The following is a 20,187-nucleotide window of genomic DNA, read 5'->3' as shown; positions in this document are numbered from 1 at the left end:
AAGGGTGAATGATGAATTATGAATGATAAGGGCAAACGGGCTCTGTTCGCAGACCCGCCATCCTTCATCATTCCTAATTCATCATTGATCGTAATGGACGTAAAGCAACTTCGCGCCGAACTGCGGCAGGAACATAAAGACATACTCGCTTACTGGACCCGCCATGCGCCCGATCCTGAACATGGCGGTTTTTATGGACGGGTCAATTACCAAAATCAGCCTGACCCAAACGCAGAGAAAGGTATTGTGCTGAATGCGCGTATCCTGTGGACGTTTTCGGCCGCTCTTCGGCACACACAACACGAAGACTATCGCCCCATTGCCGATCAGGCTTTTCAATACATTCAGAAGTACTTCATTGACCCTGAGTATGGTGGCGTGTATTGGTCGGTGGATGCAACCGGCCAGCCCAAAAACACGATCAAGCACCTCTACGGGCAAGCCTTTACACTATACGGGCTAAGCGAGTATGTTCGCGCTACCAAATCAGCACCCGCACTTGCTCTGGCTAAAGATGTGTTTCAGCACATGGTAAAACATGCGTACGACCCAAAGAGAGGTGGGTATGTCGAAGCCCTCGCGCGCAACTGGTCACCGGCTAACGATTATATTATCAGCAAATACGACAATCAGGAGATAAAGACGATGAACACACACCTCCACATTCTGGAGTCGTTTACGTGTTTGTATCACGTCTGGCCCGATAAGTCCGTAGCCGAACAAATGCGTGGTATGCTGCACATGTTTCAGATCCATATTATTGACCCGACAACCTATCGGATGAACCTGTTTATGGATATGAACTGGAAAGTCCGGCGGACAGCCGTTTCCTATGGTCACGACATTGAAGCTTCCTGGTTACTCCCCGAAGCCGCTGACTTGCTGGCATCCAGAAATCCATCCGATAAGCCGTTACAGAAAGCATTTCATCACATTGGCGTAAAAATGGCGCGGGCAGCATCTACCGGTTTCGACCCTACAGATGGGGGTATGAACTACGAACTTGAGCCTGACGGTCACCTTAATAAAGAACGCTCATGGTGGGTACTTGCCGAAGCCATGGTCGGATTCATGAATGCGTACCAGCTTACCCATGAGAAACAGTTTCTGGATAAATCAGTAAAAAGCTGGGAGTTCACAAAGAAGTACCTGCTCGACCGCCAGAATGGCGAATGGTACATGGGTGTTACCGGCGATCATAAAGTGGTCGGGAACGATAAAATCAGCATGTGGAAATGCCCCTACCACAATAGCCGATCCTGCCTTGAAATGCTCGAACGACTCGATCATCTGCATGGCTAGAACGAACCCACTGCCCTCCCCTACTGTTATCTATATACAGCATTTACACCCTGCTCATAGATAACTCTTTGCTGCTCCGGCACACCGGTGCTTACTACTTAATGCTTTATCCCAACACCTTAGAAAACAAACTAGGTTTCGATACCATCCGCGAACGACTCAAAGAGGCATGCGTCAGTCCACTGGGGCAGGATTATGTTGAGAAGATTCGTTTTACTGATAACGTCCAGCTTATTGACAAACTGCTTCGTCAAACAACCGAATTTAAGCAGATCGTTCAATATGAGCCGGATTTCCCAACGAGCAATTACATCGATGTACGCCCGCATCTGAACCGGGCCCGCGTAGAAGGATTAGCCCTGACGGAAGCTGAATTTTTCGACCTGAAATTAGCCCTGCGTACCATTCAGGACTGTCTGCGCTTTTTATCCAAACGGGAAGAAGATAATAATTTCCCGTTTCTACGAGAACTGGCCGGACCGGTTGGTGTCGATAAAAAGTTGACGGATGCGCTCGAACGCGTTGTCGATGACCGGGGCAACATCAGGGATTCGGCCTCGCCCGAGCTGGCGAGTATCCGTCGGCGCATTATTGGCGAACAGGCCAACCTCCGCAAACGGCTGGACAGCATCCTGCGGCAGGCCCGGCAAAACGGCTGGATTCCCGATGATCTGTCGCTGACCATACGCGGAGGTCGGTTGGTAATTCCTATTGCCGCCGAACACAAACGCAAGATCAAGGGGTTTGTGCACGATGAATCCCAAACGGGACAAACCGTGTTTCTGGAACCCGCTGAGGTATTCGATGCCAACAACGAAATTCGCGAACTGGAATACGAAGAACGACGCGAAATTTACCGGATTCTGCTCGCCCTCACCGACCAGATCCGACCTCACCTCGACGATCTGAAGAAAGCCGTCAATTTTCTGGCCCAGATCGACTTCATCCGGGCCAAGGCCAAGCTGGCGGTTCAGTTGGATGCCATCATGCCTAAACTGCACGAGCGCCCGTTCGTAAACTGGACGAATGCCCGTCACCCGCTGCTTTACCTATCGTTTTCAAAGCAGGGAAAAACGGTCGTTCCATTGAGTGTGAAACTGGACGAGAAAGCCCGAATCCTCATTATTTCCGGTCCTAACGCCGGTGGAAAATCGGTATCGCTGAAGACAATCGGCCTTCTTCAGTACATGCTCCAGTGCGGGCTGCTTGTCCCCATGGCCGACTATTCAGAAATGGGTGTTTTCCAGAATCTCTTCATCGACATCGGTGATGAGCAATCGCTGGAGAACGACCTGAGTACCTACTCCTCGCACTTGACGGCCATGAAGCAGTTTCTGATCGGTGCCAACAAGCGAACCCTTTTTCTGATCGACGAATTCGGAACGGGTACGGAGCCGGGCCTCGGGGGTGCCATTGCCGAGTCGATTCTGGAAGACCTCAATAAATCAGGTGCGTATGGGGTCGTTAACACCCACTATACAAACCTGAAAGTAATGGCCGATAAGACGCCGGGCCTCATTAATGGAGCCATGCGTTTTGACGGTGAACATCTGGAACCGCTTTATAAATTAGAGATCGGTCAGCCGGGCTCGTCGTTTGCGTTTGAGATTGCGCAGAAAATTGGCCTGCCCAAAGGCGTAATCGACCGGGCCAAAGATAAACTCGGTACTCAGCAGGTAAACTTTGAAAAGCTGCTGAAAGAACTGGATATTGAAAAGCGCGTTTTCTCGGAGAAAAACATCGAGATCGGTATCAACCAGCGCAAACTTGCCCAACAACTGGCAGAATACACCGCACTGAAAAACAGGCTCGACAACGATCAGAAGAAGATCGTTAACGATGCTAAGCAGAAAGCGAAAGCCCTCGTTCAGGAAGCGAACCAGCGCATTGAGAACACCATCCGCGAAATCAAAGAGAACAAAGCGGAACGAGAGCCCACCAAACAGGTTCGGCAGGAGCTGGAACGGTTTGAGCAAAAAGAGCTGAAACCCGAACCCGTCGTCGTGGAAACCCCGAAACAAACCGAAGAGGAGTTTGAAAAAGACAATGGCGTCATTGCCATTGGAAGTTATGTACGCATTGCCGGGCAGAACACCATTGGCGAAGTGCTGGCCATACGGGGTAAGGACGCCGAAATTCGTATTGGGGATCTCAAATCGAACGTAAAATTAAACCGGCTCGAAAAAGTAAGTAAAAAGACGTTTAAAGAAGCCACCGATGTTCGGGATGATCGCCCACGCAGCCAGGGTGTCGATATGAACGAGAAGATGCAGAACTTCAGCTTCAACCTCGACATTCGGGGGAAACGCGGAGAGGAAGCCCTTGGCGAAGTCGACCGTTTTTTCGATGATGCGTTGATGCTTGGTTACCCGGAACTACGCATCGTTCACGGCAAAGGCGATGGCATTCTGCGAACCCTCGTTCGTAATCACCTGCGCGGCTACAAGCAGGTGGGTAAGATGGAAGACGAACACGCCGACCGGGGCGGTGCCGGGGTTACGATTGTGAAGATGAAATAAGCTTACGTAAATGGACAGGAGTAATGGGTAATGAATAACTGGCAATGGAAAATGATAAATTACCGTGTTTCATGAGAATTCAGTATTCATTACCCACTGTCCATTCATTTACATAAAACCACTATCAGATGAAAGCTGTAATTTTTGACATGGATGGGGTCATTGTTGACACGAATCCGCATCACCGAATTGCCTGGCGCGATTATTACCAGCGCTACGGCAAGACCCTGAGTGATGAAGACTTTGTGCAGTATGTTTCAGGAAAGCATAACGACGATATACTCAAACATCTATTTGCCGGACAGGACCTTACGGCCGACGAATCGAAACGGCTGGCTCACGAAAAGGAAGCCCTGTTCCGGGAATTATACCAACATGAGATTACGCCGATCGAGGGCCTTATTCCCTTCCTGAAGGTATTAAAAGAAGCCGGTATACGTACGGCTGTGGCGACCTCGGCCCCTGTCGAAAATCTTGACTTCATTATGGATGCGCTTGGCATTCGGACTTATTTCGATGTACTGCTCAACGAAAGTATGGTTAGCCATCCGAAACCTGACCCCGAGATCTATCAGAAAGCGATGAGTATGCTGGGCGTTGAGCCCACCGACAGCGTCATTTTCGAGGACTCGATGACGGGTATTCAGGCCGCTAAGGCAGCAGGAGCCACCGTTGTTGGTATGGCCACGACGCAATCGCCCGATGAACTGTGGCCGTTTGTTGACGACGTAGCGCATGACTTTACCGCTATGACCGTTGACCGGCTGGAAAAACTGCTTAAGGTTTTTTAACAGGATTAAATCCAACCAAACTGTATTTTTGTGTAAAAGTCGGTAACTCAGGTAAGTTGACTTGCCGACTTACTGACTTTCTAACTTAAGTTTTTATGCCTGCCAAACTCCTGCTATCCGGTTATCTAATCTGCCTCTTGGGCTGGTCGGGTGGTGCGTGGGCACAAGGCAAATACGTGGTTGGAACGGTTGTCGACCAGATAACAAAAGGGGGCGTCGACAAAGTAACGGTAGTGAATCAGCGAACGCGCCAGCGGGCTCGCACGAATACAGCCGGCCGTTTTTTTCTGACGGTCCAACCCGGCGATTCGCTCATCTTAACCAGTCAGCTATATAATCGTACCGGCATTCGATACGATGGTTCGGACAATCCAACCATTATTGCCCGTGCCTTGCCCCCTATGCCCTATCGGGTGGTCGATCTGGCCGAAGTAACGGTAAAAGGGAAACGCTACGAAGAAGTAAAACGCGAAATACAGCAAGTTCTCGACGAGCCAACAGCCTCCAAAAAAGTAACCGGCGAGCAGGCGTTTGACCGATTGGCTGACGGGGCGGGGGTAACTTTATTGTATGAGTTATTCGCCAAACGGCCCAAATCCGACCGGAAAGCGTACTACATTATGCAGCAGGACCGCCGACATGCCTTAGCCATGGAGCGATTCCGGCTTCTGGTAGAGCAGTCGACAACCTTAAAGCCCGATGAGGTAGATCGTTTTTACGACTTCTGTGACTTAGACGATGAGTTTTTGCTCAAAGCCGAAGATTACGATCTGATCAATACCATTCAGCAGTTACGCAACCGGTATGGCCAGGGGTTCAATCGCCCAAGCCGTATATCGGCCGATCCTGCGACTCCGGCACCGAAGCAGCCCTAAGCCCGGAACACTCGCTTTCCTCAGGGCTGGATAACAATAACATCGTCTCCTACGCGTATCTCCCCACCCGTTAGAACTTTGGCGGTCATACCGCCGTGTCCCCGCATGGCATTGTAACCACCAGCGCCCAGAGCCGTTTCCATTTTGGAGCAGGGATGACATTGCCCCGTAATCTGAAGAATCGCATTACCAATCTGAATTTTCTGGTCCTTTAGGGCCAGCAGGTTCAATCCCGAAACAACGATATTCCGGCGAACCAAAGCCGGATCGAGCACATCACGCCCCGTCAGCGAGGCCACAACAGGCAAGTGTTCCGCCTGAATCAGCGTGACATGACGATTGCCGCTTTGCCCGCTGTAATGATCGCCCAAAATGCCTTTTTTTTCAGTGACTTCGATGGAATCGACAACCGCTACAGGTTCGCGTCGTATAGGCCGAATGCCAATCCACTCGATGCGGCCAGCCCGCGGAAATACGTTGAATAAGTCTTTGATATTGTCCAAAACCGGGATTCGTTTGATTTGTGTAATTACCATGATTTTGCCTCCAGCTAGAGCTGACACGCGACTCATAGCCTGTATACTACCAACAGCGTTGGACAGTTAAAAATCCCTGGCTCACAATTTGCTCTTTTCGCTCAACGACTTCTTATCCACCTTTGCCAAATGGCCGCTGGCGGACCGTGAGTTATCTGCCCCTGACGTATTTTTCGGGGTAATCCCCCAAATATCAATAGTCACGGATGTGAATTTTTCTTGCCCGGGGGTGGCCGTTCTCTACCAGCGCCCTACCGTCCGAACTTCAGCGTTGTGCCAATCCGGAAGCCCAATCCCTGATATTTGGCGTCCTGCCACTGTGAAATAACTTCGACCCGGAAGAACGGCAGCACCTGCGGAATCAGGCCGTCCAGACCATAACCGACTTCAGTATAGTTTTTTGATGCCGGTGTATAGAGATAATGCACGAACAGGTTCTCTTTCAAACCCAACAGCCGAACCAACGTAAGCTGCGTCACGAAAAACTTACGAAACTCGGCCAGCACGTGGGCTTCGGCAAAGCGCTTCGCGGTGCTATACTGGTAATATGGAAGCAACCGGTAAGTCGATGCCACATCGCCCTGCTGAAAGAAAAACTGGTTTCCTTCGAAATGTTTGAAATCCGGAAAATATACCCGCCTGTCGTTCAAAAACGAGCCTGCACTGAGTTTGTAGTTCAACCGGCTCCGAATACCGGTCTCGAACGAATGGCTGATACTGGCCTGCAGAAAGTCGTAGTCAACATCCTGCATGCCTTTCCGATAATTGAGCGTCAGCAAGGGCGCATCGTTATCTCGCCGGGCAATCCGCCGACCGTTGCGGATGGTGTATTGCGTAGCACCCAGTTTCGCCGAGGCAGTCAGGTTCAGCAGTAGCGCATTGTGCATGGGAAAGGCGGTCGTTTCTACCTCCGAATTATCCGGGCGGTTGGCTGTAAACGTCCGTTCCCGCCAGTTAATCCATGGCTTGAGGTCTTCCCGGTAGTTGGCCAGTTCGGAACGATGGGCGTATTCCAGACTACCCGTCAACGACACCCGGTCTTTGAACGGGGAGGCCGTCACGGTCAGATTCAGGAAATCCTTTTGGTAGAGTTTCGCGAAATTCTGCTCAAAGACCAATGTTGTCAGCGTATTCAGGAAAGGGCTAATCGGGTTATCCGGGTTGTACTGATACAGATAGCGCCCGCCCGATACACTCAGTTTCGTGCTCTTGTACTGATAACTGCCCAGTCCATAGCCAACAAACCCCTTCCGGCCAAACTGATACCGCCCGGTGCCGCCAATATTCCACTCCCCCAGCGGAATCTGTCGGAACCGATTGACTGAATCGACTTTAGCCCGGTAACGCAAATTCAAGGCTCCTTCCACCGTGTATCCTTCAACGGTATTGTATTCGATACGCTCCAGCGGACTAGTGTAAATCAGCGAACTCTGTTTGGTAAGCCGCCAGGTATGGCCACTCAATAGCTGACCTGGTGAAAACTTGTTGGGCGACTTTTTCTTTTTCGCTGACGCGAGGCTATCCCGCTTAAGACTATCTGCCTTAGTAAGCACTTTTATTTCTTTGACCAAACCCAGGCTATCGGCTTTTCGGTAGCTCTTGATTTCAGCCGTTGTCAGCGGCACCGAGCGCAGTGAATCCCAGAACACATTGGAGCGTTTGCGGGCCAGCGAGTCGACAACCAGTGAATCGTCGCGCACTACAGTTACGTCCTCTTTCCGATTTTTACGCGCCTGTTTCTCCTGCTTTTCGTATTCTTTAACCATCTGACGCAGGTTTTTGGTCGAGAACTCCTTCTGCTTCTTCACAAGCTCATCCAGGTTACGGCCCTTAATTTCGCCTTTGGACAAAGTCTGGGTGGGTGGCGCTTTCTTCTCGTCGGCGACTTCAATATCTTCAATGAAAGCGGGATTGACCACGAACTCGCTGAAGGTCAGGTTTCGGATGTAGTAGCCCGTCGCTTTGACGCCCAAGTACGACCCTTTGCCCTCATACCGCTGATTGGTTGGCATCCAGACGCCCTGAATCGGGGTACAAATGTGACGCACCGCAATTGACACGCCAATGTTATTCACCGTCTCCAGTTGCAGGCTATGAATGGCCCAGGTGTTTTCCAGAATGTAGATAGTTCCCCGAAAAACGCCCTCGCCATACTGCCGGGGAATCACCTGAATCTTGCTCACCTCTACCCCGCCCGGCTCCCGAAACGTACCTTTGTACTCGAATTTATAATAGGCAAAGGCCTTCGGCGATAAGGGGGAAACCGCTCCGGCAATGGTAGGGCTGTAGAAACTGGCGTTATAAAACTGGTTCGGACTGAGGAAATCGCCCTGCGAATTTCGGTTGGCAATGATGCGCTGCCGATACGTATTGGGTTGACTGAAGGTCACTTCGGCCACAGTTTCATTGAGCAACGGCACCCCTACTTTAAAGTTGGCTTCCTTTTCGGCTTCTTTCAGTTGTTTTCGAAACGCCATTTCGGCCAGGTTCGGCAGGTCAATGACGGTAAAGGATGATTTCGTATACACCCGCGCTTTGAAACGCTGTACCTGCAACTGATGAAACCGGCTTTTGGCAATGGCCCGGCGCATAATCGTGTAAGCCGGATCTTCATTTCCGGCTTTGGTCTGCACCTCGGCTAGCCGGAGTGCCTGTTCTTCCAGAGTAGCATCCAAGGTAACGAAACCCGTACTAATCTCAACAGGTTTTTGTATTGTCTGGAAGCCCAGATATTGAAAAATGATATCGTATTTACCCGGATCCAGCGCGATTTCATAGCGGCCTTCAGCATTGGTTATGGTTCCTTTTGCGGTCCCTTTTATAATGACAGCTGCAAAAGGAAGCACTTCCCCCTGCGCATTTTTAATGGTACCCCGCAGGCCCGTGGTAGCCGTTTGAGCAGTAATGGAAAGCGAATACAGGCAGGTAATGACTAAAAGTAGTATAGACTTCATGCAGGCATGTGTTGACAAGTGTACGAAAGTACTCGTTAAACGAAGGGTTGTCGCTATTTTTTCTACAGATAATGAATTTTCATTGACAACCGGATAAATGGCTATCCTAAAGGCAAGATGCACATTGACCGGCAAACGTTGTTTACCCCCCTGTTAAAAATCTATAACGTCTTTGCGTATCTTGCTACAAACTGTTGATACCCTGAACTCTATGCACCGATCAGTACACTTCCTGATTAAATTATTCACATTTTCACTTGTTCTACACACGGCCCAGGCCCAAAATCCGTCGCCATCCACTGTTTTAACCGAACGCGACCGGTCGCGGGTGATCGACGAAATTCTGGACGACCGCTTCACTAATTTCTTGCCTCAGCTCATGCGTCGCGAGGGTATTGATATGTGGGTGATCATCTCCCGCGAATACAACGAAGATCCCGTTCTGCGAACCATGCTGCCCAGCACCTGGCTCTCGGCGCGCCGGCGGACGATCATCGTTTTCTTCGATAACGGGAAAGAACTGGAAAAACTGGCCATTGCCCGCTATGATGTTGGCAACCTGCTCAAAGGCGCGTGGGACATCGACGTTCGGCCGAATCAATGGGAAGCTCTGGCGAAGATCATCGAAGACCGCAAGCCGAAGAAAATTGGTCTGAACATGTCCACCAATTACGGTCATGCCGACGGGCTTTCGTTTTCGGAGCATGAAGAGTTCGTCAAAAAGCTGCCCGGCGATTACCAGAAGCGCATCGTGTCGGCGGAGAAGGTAGCGGTTGGCTGGCTCGAAACGCGGACGGAAAAAGAAATGGCCATTTACCCGCTCATTTGCCGATTGTCTCACCAGATTATTCAGGAAGGTTTTTCGGAGCAGGTAATCCAGCCAGGCGTAACCACGACCGACGATGTGGTCTGGTGGTTTCGGCAGCGCATCACCAACCTGGGGCTCGACACCTGGTTTCACCCAACAGTCGATGTGCAACGGTCCGACAAGGAGGACTTTAATCACCTCCGCACCTTCTCCAAGCGCCCCGACAAGCAGGTCATTATGCCCGGCGATCTGATCCACGTCGATTTCGGCATCACCTACCTGCGCCTGAACACCGACCAGCAACAACACGCTTACATCCTGCGCCCCGGCGAGACCGACGTTCCCGAATCTATCAAAGCCGCTTTCAAACAGGGCAATCGTTTACAGGAGATCCTGACCGAACAGTTCAGCGCGGGCAAAACCGGCAATCAGATGCTGCTGGCGGCTCTGGAGCAATCGAAAAAGGAAGGAATTAATGGCACTATCTATTCCCACCCTATTGGCGTTCACGGGCACGCGGCCGGTCCAACGATTGGTTTGTGGGATCAGCAGAAAGGTGTTCCCGGCCCCGGCGACTACCCATTGTTAGCCAACACCGCCTACTCCATTGAACTCAATGCCGCCGTAGAGATTCCTGAATGGAAAAAGGTGGTACGCATCATGCTCGAAGAAGACGGTTTTTTCGATGGCAAAACCTTCCGGTACATCGACGGTCGGCAAACGGAGATTTTCACGATTCCGAGGAAATTGGGATATGTAAAATAATTTTAAAAGTGCGAGGCCGGAGCCTCGCGCTTTTAAAATTATTTTACACTTACCGACGCACCATCGCGAATCTCTTCGGTAGCCGACGTAATTAGTTTGTCGCCTTCGTTAACAGCACCGAATATTTCGATTTTATTATCGACTTCAAGTCCTTTCTTGACCGGCACCCACTCCGCTTTCTGATTATTGACGCGGATGACAAAGACCCCGGTAGTTGAATTAACAATGGCTGATTTCGGGACCACGAAGGTACTCGTTTTGGTTGGCAGCGGCAGCGTTACTTCAGCGACCATGCCCGGCAGCAGTTTACGGTCATTGTTGATGACATCCACTTCTACCCGCTCAGCACGCAGGCGCTTGTCCAGCGCACCGGAAAGCCGCTTGATCTGGCCCGTAAATTTCTTGTCGGGGAACGTCTTAACCGTAAAACTAACCGGGTCGTTCTGATCGACATAACCGGTATACGCTTCCGGTACGGAAATCACCAGGCGCAACCGCTTCTGTTCGGTTAGCACAAACAGGGGAAATTCGGAGCCTTTGCCCGACGGCCCGATGTACGCGCCGGTGCTGGCGTTACGGGCACTGATGATCCCGTTGAAAGGGGCTCTGATTTCGAGGTATTTCTTCAGATCAGCCACTTCGCGGTAAGCCGATTTGGCGGCATCCAACTGAGCCAGATCGGCATTCCGTTTGGCCAACGCCAGATCCACGTCGTTCTTCGATACGGCCCCGGAGAATTTACTGGCTTCCAGCACCCGCTCGTAATTGGCCCGGCTCCCGATGGATACCGCTTCCTGCGCTTTCAACCGCGACTCGGCCGAGGTTAGTTGTGCACTCAATTCGGGGGCTTCGGCCAGGGCCAATAGTTGCCCCTGCTTCACCTCAGACCCCACATCTACCTGCAGCGATTTGATAAAGCCACTCACTTTCGCATAAATATCCACATCACGAAAGGCTACCAGTTCGCCGGGTATATGCAGCGAAGACGCCAATTTACCCTTCGACAGCGCAAAGGTTTCCAGTGCTGCGGGGGCTTCTACCGTTTCCGTTTCTTTGGACTCTGCTTTACTCTCGGGAGACTGACAATTGGTTAGCACACTCGCCAGCAACAGGCTGCCTGTAAGGGTAAGCAAACTGCGCACTGGTTTATTGATTAGCCGTTTCATACGAAGGGGAAATGTAATGTTTACTGTCTTTATCTTCGGGATCGAGGGATACCGATTCGGTTGAGGTCTTGCCCTGTACCCAGGCAAAGGCTAGGGGTAAAATGAATAAGGCAGCGAAGGTCGAGGCCATCAGACCACCAATAACGGCCCGGCCCAGCGGAGCCGACTGCGAACCGCCCTCGCCCAAACCCGATGCCATCGGAATCATCCCAACCACCATCGCGACACTGGTCATCAGGATAGGGCGCATCCGTAACGATGCTGCTTCCCGAGCCGCCAGCATCGCATTTCCGTTTCGCATCCGCAATTCCTCGGCATTAGTCACCATCAGCACCGCGTTGGAAATCGACACCCCCACCGACATAATCATGCCCATGTACGATTGCAGGTTGAGCGTTGAACCGGTCAGCATCAGCAGTACCAGCGAGCCAACCAATACGGCAGGCACCGTACACAACACCACCAGCGAAACTTTGAAAGACTGGAAATTTGCCGCCAGCATCAGGAAAATAACCACGATAGCCGTGATCAGACCCGTTTGCAGACTATCCAGCGTGTCGATGAGCACTTGCGTCAATCCCTGCATTTTAACGGTTAAACCGCGGGGTAACTCGCCCAGCGAGTCGATGGCTTTTTGCACGTCGCGGGCCGCGGTTCCCAGGTCAATATCGTTGAGGTTAGCCGTTACCGACAGCACCGGTATAGCACCAATATTATCGTTTTCGCCGTACGTGGTTCCCTCCTGCAAGGTCGCCACGTCGCTGAGCACCGGCCGGTTCGAGTTCGGCAGAATGGGTATTTCGCCCAGATCATTAACACTGGTCATCCGGTTTTCAGGAACCTGCACCTGAACGGTGTAGGTCTGGTTTGATTTAGGGTCGATCCAGACGCTTTTTTCGGTATAGCGCGACGAAGAGGTAGCCGCAATCAGGGAACGCGAAATGGTGGAAATATCCGTACCTAACTGGGCGGCCCGCGTCCGGTCGATGTTTACGTTGATGGCCGGAGATTTGGTAGCCTGCCCAATCTGCACATCCCGCAGGTACGGAATCTTGTTCAGTTTAGCAATTACTTTGTTGGCGTACTCTTCATTCTGCTGTTTATTCTTACCCGATAGTTTGACCTCGATGGGCGTAGGCGACCCCTGGCTAAGAATCTTATCCGTCAACTCAATCGGCTCAAAGGAAAGTTTCACTCCCGGCAGCGCTTGCTTCATGCTGGCTCTGAACCGGTCTTTCAATTCATCCAGATCAACATCGTAGTCGTGTTTCAGGCTTACCTGCAAAACACCTTCCTGAGGCCCGGCCATAAAAAGGTAGATGGGACTCGTGGAGAATTGAGCCCCGTGCATACCAACCATGGCGGAGGTAATTTCTATGTTTTCTTTACCGACCATCTTATTCAGCACGTCGATGGTCTTGAGCATGGTCGCTTCGGTCTTTTCAAGACGGGTGCCGTCGGGGTTACGCAGACGAACCTGGAACTGCCCCCCACCCGCTTTGGGCAGCACATCGCGGCCAATGGAGTTGATCAACAAAAAGGCAACCGCCAGCGCACCGACGACATAGACGCTTACAATGACTTTACGGTACGGCAGCATTCGGCCGATCGACCGCACAAAGCGGGCACGTATCCGCTCAAAGAAGCTGATCTTACCGTCATTATTCAGATCGACCCGGTGCGCAATCTTTGTCTTTTCCTGCAATATATCATCCTGCGTATGCTTACCGTTTACGCCTGCTTTCCCGTTTCCGTTCGCCGAAATCGCATGGCCGTTAACGTGTTCTGACTTAGTAGCTTTCCCATTGCTGGCGGGATGGTGCTCTTTCATCATCCAGTTAGCCAGTACCGGCACCAGCGTTTGAGCCATCAGGTACGACGTAACCATAGAGAAGCCAATGGCCAGTGCCAGCGGCAGGAACAGTGCCCCCGGGATACCCGTCATGGTGAAAGCAGGAGCAAACACCGCGAGGATACAAAACAGAATCAGCAGCTTCGAAAAAGCGATTTCCTTACAGGCGTCCCAAATGGCCAGGGCTTTGGGTTTGCCCATATCCATATGTTGGTGGATATTCTCGATCGTTACGGTGCTTTCATCGACCAGAATCCCGATCGCCAGCGAGAGCCCACTCAGGGTCATAATATTGATCGTCTGCCCGAAAAGCGATAGGAATAACACGCCGGAGATAATACAGGTCGGAATGGTAATGATCACGATCAAAGCGCCCCGCCCATCACCCAAAAAGAGCAGCACCATCAAACCCGTCAGAATAGCCCCAATGGCCCCTTCGGTCATTAAACTCTCGACAGCGTTGATCACGTACACCGACTGGTCGAAGGTGTAGGTGAGCTTGACATCTTCGGGCAGCAGCGCCTGAAAACGAGGCAGGGCCGCTTTCAGATTCTGCACCACCTCCCAGGTCGATGCATCCGCCGATTTGGTAATGGGCAGATATACCGACCGTTTTCCGTTGACCAGCACATACCCCTGCGTAATATCGGCACCATCTTCAATGGTGGCCACATCTTTTAGGTACAGGTTCTGAACGGAGCCGGTATAGAGCGGAATATCCCCGAAATCCTGAATATTTTTGACGGTTGTATTGGCGGGCGTAAAGTAATTGAAGTCGCCAATACGCACATTCCCCGCCGGGGTTGCCTGGTTGTTGATCCGCAGGGCGGCTACCAACTGATCGGGCGTGAGGTTGTGTGATCTTAATAATTCCGGATCGGCTTTAATCACAATGGAGCGGGCGTTGCCGCCAAAGGGAGCTGGCGATACCAGTCCCGGAATGGATGTAAAGCCTGAGCGAATATAGACGTTGGCTAAATCCTGTAGTTCGTTGTTAGTCCGCTGCGGGCTGCTCAGTACCAACTGCCCGACCGGCAGCGTTGAGGCATCGAAGCGGAGAATAAACGGCGGTTGCGACCCCGGCGGGAAGCTGGACTGCGCCCGGTTTGAGTAAGCCGACACCTCCGCAGCTGCCTGGGCCATATTAGTACCTTCGTAGAACGATAGTTTCAGAAGCGTTATACCCTGAATGTTCTTCGTCTCAATACTTTTCACCCCCGATACATACAACAGCAGGTTGACATACTGCTTCCCGAAGAACGACTCCATCTGGTTGGGTGTGTAGCCGCCAAACGGTTGGGAAATGTAAATAACCGGCAGATTCAGGTTCGGGAATATGTCAATCTTAATCGTGCGAACAGCACCTATACCGAAGTAAAAAAGGCTGGCTACGAGTACCAAAATGGTAATTGGCTTTCGTAACGCAGAGCGGATCAAATTCATATTAATTTAAAATCATCTTAAATGAATAACGTTGTTGAGTCATTTTCCTATTTCTTCTTTTCAGCTCATCACTTGTATAGAAGGAGAATCGAATAAAACCCAATTTTTTCCACAATACATCACATAGAGCGGTATATTATACTGAAAGTTAAGGAATTTATACGATTAAACACCGGTCAGCTATCCCCCTTTTAGAGGCTTTTAACCCGCCTAATCTACTATAAAATCATCGACATAATTTCTACTCAGGTTACTAGTTAAGTAGAAACACTCAGCAGATTTAAAGTCTATTTTCAGCTTGAATTGGCCAGGCATACCACACGCAAAACGTCCTTTAAGCTGGCAACCGCATAAAAAAAGTGCCGGGTTGATTAACCCGGCACTTCTACAAGTACTGAAAACCAAAACTGACTATGCCAGGCGGTTGATACAGTTCAAATCTTCGAACGCAATTTTCAGGCGCTGCACCATGCTTTCTTCGCCTTTACGCAGCCACACACGTGGATCGTAATATTTTTTGTTTGGCGAATCGGCACCTTCGGGGTTGCCCAGCTGCGATTGCAGGTAGCCTTCTTTCGATTTGTAGTATTTCAGGATACCTTCCCACATTGCCCACTGCATGTCGGTGTCGAGGTTCATTTTCACAGCACCGTAGCGGATGGCTTCCCGAATTTCTTCGCGGCTTGAGCCCGACCCACCGTGGAATACGAAATTCACCGGCAGCGCTCCCGTGTTGTATTTCTCCTGAATGAATTTCTGCGAGTTGTCCAGAATGATTGGCGACAGCTTCACGTTACCGGGCTTGTAAACACCGTGTACGTTTCCGAAAGCAGCAGCAATCGTGAAGTTTGGCGAAATCTTGCTCAGTTCTTCGTACGCATAAGCCACTTCAGATGGCTGCGTGTACAGTTTCGAATCATCAACATCGGTATTGTCGACGCCATCTTCTTCACCACCCGTTACACCCAGCTCAATTTCGAGCGTCATGCCGATTTTGGCCATGCGCTCAAAGTATTTTGCGCAGATCTCAATGTTCTCTTCGATTGGCTCTTCCGACAGGTCGAGCATGTGCGACGAGTACAGTGGTTTGCCGGTTTGATCGAAATGCTTTTCACCAGCGGCCAGCAGGCCATCAATCCAGGGAAGCAGTTTTTTGGCGCAGTGGTCGGTGTGCAGAATAACGGGAACACCATACAGTTCAGCAATGTGGTGAACATGTAAAGCACCCGAAATAGAACCGGCAATGGCCGCTTGTTGCTTATCGTTAGGCAGCGACTTACCGGCGTAAAAAATACCTCCACCGTTCGAGAACTGAACGATTACCGGAGAGTTAACCGCTTTTGCTGTTTCCAGTACGGCGTTGACGGAGTCCGTGCCGACAACATTGACGGCGGGAAGGGCGTAATCATTTTCGTTGGCGTGGCGAAAAATTTCAGCAACGCCTTCGCCGGTCACAACGCCGGGAGCAAAACGGGTGGCTACTTCACTCATAATTGGGATTTATTTTGGATTCGTTCAAGAAATAGTTTACCGAAAAAGAGGACGGCTAACCTATTTGACTTCTGTTGGTAAAGTTGGGGATATTGTAAAAAAAATACTAATCTTACGAAAAGGCTTCTACCCCTATGGATAACAAAATAGGAATACTTTTCATTGTTTTTACTTTAGTACTATACAACCGCCCCACCCATGGGCAGTCTGCCTATCCTGCTTTACCCCAACAAGATTATACCATATATACTGTCATTATCAACTCATTCCCGGCTTGTAATGACTCAGGCAAAGCCTACCTTCAGAATAAGCTTCTGCTTCTTCAACCCGTTTCCGAAACACGAAGTCGCTATGGATTCCGGTTTGACTTTTCACAAGCTCAGACAAGACTTGCCTATTTGATTCGACCTCGTTCTTTACTAATTCGCCCTGAATCGTCCTTTTATACGGAGCCCGCCTGGAAAAATTTTATTGCAACCCTGGATACCAATCAGTTTACAAAATTTACGTTAATGCAGTCGATTCAACCCCAATGCCAAAAAGTAATCTTGTGGCCCGACGAGCGGATGGAGTATTACTTTGGAAAAGAGACAGCGAACTATCGTGGCTATGCTGCTTTACGAAAAGATCATGAAGATTTTGGTGGTTTTCTTCGTTTTTCCAAAGTTGCTTATTCGGAGGATGGCCGAAAAGCATTGTACTACTATTCGACTGTTAGTGACGGTAGAGCCGGGGAAGGTAGCCTGATGTTTTTAGAGAAGTCGGGCGAATCCTGGAACATTGTCGGCAAAGCGGTTCTTTGGGTAGCCTAGCGATTTTTTCGAAGGTATCACCTCGTTCTTAAATCTGTACATTTAACCCTTACACCTGTGAAAACCCTTTTCTTCTGCCCGCTCTGGGGTATGGAAAATCTTGGCTACACCGAAGCCGCCAAACGCGTGAAAGCCGCCGGGTACGACGGCATGGAAATCTCGGCCGGACCCGATAAACGAAACGAAGCCGTTCAGGTTACGCATGACAACGGCCTGCAGTTGATTCTCATGGCGTTTGGCGGTGGCAGCAACTTCAGTGAACACAAGAAGAAGTACCACGACGACCTGCTGGACATTGCCGCCTATAAGCCGCTGTTTATCAACGCCCATACCGGTCACGACTATTTTACGTTCGAGCAGAATGTCGAGTTAATTCAGGTGGCTATGGCGGTGGAAAAGCAAACGGGTGTTCGGATTCTGCATGAAACACACCGGGGTCGGTTTTCGTACAGCGCTCCGGCCATACAGTCCTATTTGCTTAAAGTGCCGGAGTTACGCCTGACTGCCGATTACTCGCACTGGGTGAACGTGGCCGAATCTTACCTGACTGACCAGATGGAAAACGTAAACCGAGCCATCCGGGTTAGTGACCATATCCATTGCCGCGTTGGGCACCCGGAAGGGCCGCAAGTAAATGACCCGCGTGCGCCGGAGTGGAAAGACGCCCTCGAAAGTCATGCCAAATGGTGGGATGCCATCCGGGATCGATTCCAGAAGGCGAATGCCCCTACCCTGACCGTCACCTGCGAGTTCGGTCCGGCGGGGTATTTGCCAACCATTCCCTTCACCCAGCAACCGGTTGCCAGCCAGTGGGATATAAATGTATTTATGAAAGATTACCTGAAAAAACGCTGGGCAGTCTGATTCTTTTTTACCGGCGCGTCAACGATCGTTGTGGGTAAGGGGTATGATTTTTGTTGCGTATTCTGAGTAACTTCGTAGAGCCTGTCGTCAGCCGGGCCACCTGGTCGTAAATTCATCCACATGCCTCGTCTTTTATTCATCGTCTGTCTGTTTCTGTTGGCCCTTGGTGTCAAACCCGTGTGTGCGCAGCTGGCGCAGTCTATGCGGATCGAGATTCCATCTGACCCCAACGAAGCCGAGTCGTTTGATGTAACACCCCTGGGCGAACAGGGCGTACTGATGACTATTCGAACCGGCAGCTTTTTGGATCGGTCACCCATAAAACTAAACTTCCAGAAGTACGACGTTAACTTTAAACGGCAGTGGCAAACCGATTATAAACAGGACATCGAATTCAAGCCGGTAGCCTCTTACGAATCAGGTCAGTATGTTTATCATCTCTTTCGGGAGTACGATGGCGACCAGTTTCAATTTCTGAGGCTAAATCTCGATGATGGGGTCATTGACACGTTTGACGGCAAATTAATTGACCAACTGGATGTCGATCAGTTTAAGGTCATGGGCAGTCAGGCGTTCGTCAGTGGCCATCACCACGGTCGGCCTGTTGTGCTGTCGTTCTCATTTTTCGACAATACAGTAAAAGTACTGCCCGGCCTGTATGCCAACCGGATGGAAATAAGCAGTCTCGAAATTGACGAAGCCCGGCAGGAAGTCAATGTGCTGGTGCATGCGCTCCGACGTCATTGCAAATTTTCAATCCGCACGTACAACTATGACAGCAAACTCCTGAGAACCATCGACTTCGACGGGGCACAGAACAGCCTGGTTTCGGGAAAACTACTCCCTGTAAACCTACAGGAGTCTATCCTGGTCGGCAATTACTCTACCGATTGCACGCCGTACTCGCAGGGTATCTATGTAGCCCGTATCCATCATGGGGAGGGCGGCAGCGTGTCTACGACAGAAACGATCAGCGACATTCAGTACATCGAATTCTCCCAGCTCCAGAACTTCTTCAATTATTTAAAACCCCACCGACAGCAAAAGCTGCTGGCCAAGGCACAGAAAAAGAAGGAAGAAGGCAAGGATTATAAATTCCGTTATCGACTACTGGTACACGACTTGACCCCTACCCCCGATGGCCTGACACTCGTTGCCGAAGTCTATTACCCACAATACCGGGGCAGTACGCTGGCTTATGGCGGTTACCTGCGCGGGGGCGATCGCTATGAAGGTTTCCGCTACACGCATGCGTTTATCTGTGGTTTCGACAAGCAGGGGAAACTTCTGTGGGACAACTGCTTCCCGATCAAGGAACTACTCAGTACCGAACTGACCGAGATGGTGCAGGTGTCGCAGCACAACGATAAAATGGTACTGGCTTACCCCAACGAAGGCGAAATCACTACGGAAGTGATTCAGGGCAGTAAGATTCTGAAAGAGACGGAAAAATTTAAATTGAAAACGAACGCTGAAAACGAGAAAGTAACGTTTTCGGCTCAGGACAACCTGATGGCCTGGTATGACCGGCATTTCATAGCCTGCGGCTTTCAGAAAATTGCAGCCACAAAAAATGCCAACGCTGGCCAGCGGGAGGTTTTTTACCTGAACAAATTGACCTACAGCGAAGACAACGATTCGTCGGGAGCGGAGAAGGCAACTACCCGAAAAAACGACGGATCAGAACGATAAGCAGGTTTAAAACGATACTGACCACAATACAGGTCACGATGGGAAAATAGAAGCCACCTCCGTTTTTCCCTTCAATGCGAATGTCGCCCGGCAATCGCCCCAGCCAGCCCAGCTTATCGCCGAAGAAATAAACGATCAGGCCGACGAGCACCATGACAGCACCAATCAGTATAATGTATTTGCCAGCATTAGGTGTCATAAGCGAATATAAATTAAAGCCAACTATTTCTTGGAAACAAGCCAGCTAGCTTAGCTGTTTCTCAAATAAATACAATATTAGCAACACGCCACTTGCTTTTTGGTAAAAATATACGTAC

At 50.5% G+C, this 20,187-nt stretch carries 14 protein-coding genes; 8 read left to right on the top strand and 6 right to left on the bottom strand.

From position 1 onward, the window contains the following. Positions 1-93: 93 nt before the first annotated feature. From ACYVK4_RS27830 to ACYVK4_RS27815, 4 genes are all read left to right on the top strand, one after another. Entirely contained in the window at positions 94-1,302 is a 1,209-nt protein-coding gene (locus ACYVK4_RS27830) for an AGE family epimerase/isomerase (protein ID WP_461130874.1), read from the top strand. A 101-nt stretch (positions 1,303-1,403) separates the two neighbouring features. Beyond that, the gene (locus ACYVK4_RS27825; protein WP_461130873.1) at positions 1,404-3,821 is read left to right on the top strand and encodes an endonuclease MutS2; all 2,418 of its coding nucleotides are present in this window, start codon (positions 1,404-1,406) and stop codon (positions 3,819-3,821) included. 128 nt (positions 3,822-3,949) lie between these two features. Beyond that, positions 3,950-4,612 carry an HAD family hydrolase gene (locus ACYVK4_RS27820; protein WP_461130847.1) on the top strand — a complete coding sequence of 221 codons (663 nt, stop codon included), beginning with the start codon at positions 3,950-3,952 and terminating at the stop codon, positions 4,610-4,612. A 95-nt stretch (positions 4,613-4,707) separates the two neighbouring features. Continuing rightward, positions 4,708-5,487, top strand: a complete 780-nt coding sequence (locus ACYVK4_RS27815; RefSeq protein ID WP_461130846.1) for a hypothetical protein — start codon at positions 4,708-4,710, stop codon at positions 5,485-5,487. A gap of 20 nt (positions 5,488-5,507) precedes the next feature. On the opposite strand, the gene ACYVK4_RS27810 is transcribed toward ACYVK4_RS27815, so the two are convergent. Both ACYVK4_RS27810 and ACYVK4_RS27805 read right to left on the bottom strand, forming a co-directional pair. Beyond that, positions 5,508-6,023, bottom strand: coding sequence for an MOSC domain-containing protein (locus ACYVK4_RS27810; RefSeq protein ID WP_461130845.1), 516 nt, complete (start codon positions 6,021-6,023; stop codon positions 5,508-5,510). 251 nt (positions 6,024-6,274) lie between these two features. Beyond that, positions 6,275-8,977: a DUF5686 and carboxypeptidase regulatory-like domain-containing protein gene (locus ACYVK4_RS27805; RefSeq protein ID WP_461130844.1), complete on the bottom strand. Its 2,703-nt coding sequence runs from the start codon at positions 8,975-8,977 to the stop codon at positions 6,275-6,277. 211 nt (positions 8,978-9,188) lie between these two features. On the opposite strand from ACYVK4_RS27805, the gene ACYVK4_RS27800 reads away from it, so the two are divergent. Further along, complete coding sequence (locus ACYVK4_RS27800) at positions 9,189-10,550, top strand: M24 family metallopeptidase (protein ID WP_461130843.1); 1,362 nt, start codon at positions 9,189-9,191, stop codon at positions 10,548-10,550. Positions 10,551-10,588: 38 nt separating this feature from the next. Here the strand turns inward: ACYVK4_RS27800 and ACYVK4_RS27795 are convergent, their stop codons facing one another. From ACYVK4_RS27795 to fbaA, 3 genes are all read right to left on the bottom strand, one after another. Beyond that, on the bottom strand, positions 10,589-11,716 hold the full coding sequence (locus ACYVK4_RS27795) for an efflux RND transporter periplasmic adaptor subunit (protein ID WP_461130842.1): 1,128 nt from the start codon (positions 11,714-11,716) through the stop codon (positions 10,589-10,591). After that, a complete protein-coding gene (locus tag ACYVK4_RS27790) occupies positions 11,697-15,011 on the bottom strand; it encodes an efflux RND transporter permease subunit (protein ID WP_461130841.1) in 3,315 nt (1,104 codons plus the stop codon). The genes ACYVK4_RS27795 and ACYVK4_RS27790 overlap by 20 nt, the downstream gene beginning before the upstream one ends. 411 nt (positions 15,012-15,422) lie before the next feature. Next, positions 15,423-16,502 (bottom strand): class II fructose-bisphosphate aldolase, encoded by a 1,080-nt coding sequence (gene fbaA, locus ACYVK4_RS27785; protein ID WP_461130840.1) that lies wholly within the window; start codon positions 16,500-16,502, stop codon positions 15,423-15,425. 512 nt (positions 16,503-17,014) lie between these two features. On the opposite strand from fbaA, the gene ACYVK4_RS27780 reads away from it, so the two are divergent. The 3 genes from ACYVK4_RS27780 to ACYVK4_RS27770 all read left to right on the top strand — a co-directional run bounded on the left by ACYVK4_RS27780 (position 17,015) and on the right by ACYVK4_RS27770 (position 19,870). Next, the gene (locus ACYVK4_RS27780) at positions 17,015-17,314 is read left to right on the top strand and encodes a hypothetical protein (RefSeq protein ID WP_461130839.1); all 300 of its coding nucleotides are present in this window, start codon (positions 17,015-17,017) and stop codon (positions 17,312-17,314) included. Positions 17,315-17,371: 57 nt separating this feature from the next. Next, positions 17,372-18,178 carry a sugar phosphate isomerase/epimerase gene (locus ACYVK4_RS27775; RefSeq protein WP_461130838.1) on the top strand — a complete coding sequence of 269 codons (807 nt, stop codon included), beginning with the start codon at positions 17,372-17,374 and terminating at the stop codon, positions 18,176-18,178. Between the two features lie 120 nt (positions 18,179-18,298). Continuing rightward, positions 18,299-19,870 (top strand): hypothetical protein, encoded by a 1,572-nt coding sequence (locus ACYVK4_RS27770; protein ID WP_461130837.1) that lies wholly within the window; start codon positions 18,299-18,301, stop codon positions 19,868-19,870. Here ACYVK4_RS27770 and ACYVK4_RS27765 read toward each other — a convergent pair. Then, complete coding sequence (locus tag ACYVK4_RS27765) at positions 19,839-20,069, bottom strand: DUF2905 domain-containing protein (protein ID WP_461130836.1); 231 nt, start codon at positions 20,067-20,069, stop codon at positions 19,839-19,841. The two genes, ACYVK4_RS27770 and ACYVK4_RS27765, sit on opposite strands and share 32 nt — an antisense overlap. Positions 20,070-20,187 lie beyond the last annotated feature (118 nt).

It is taken from the genome of Spirosoma aerophilum (genome assembly GCF_054782495.1).
Note: the sequence above shows the minus strand (reverse complement) of the source record. Positions and strands in the feature narration are given on the sequence as shown.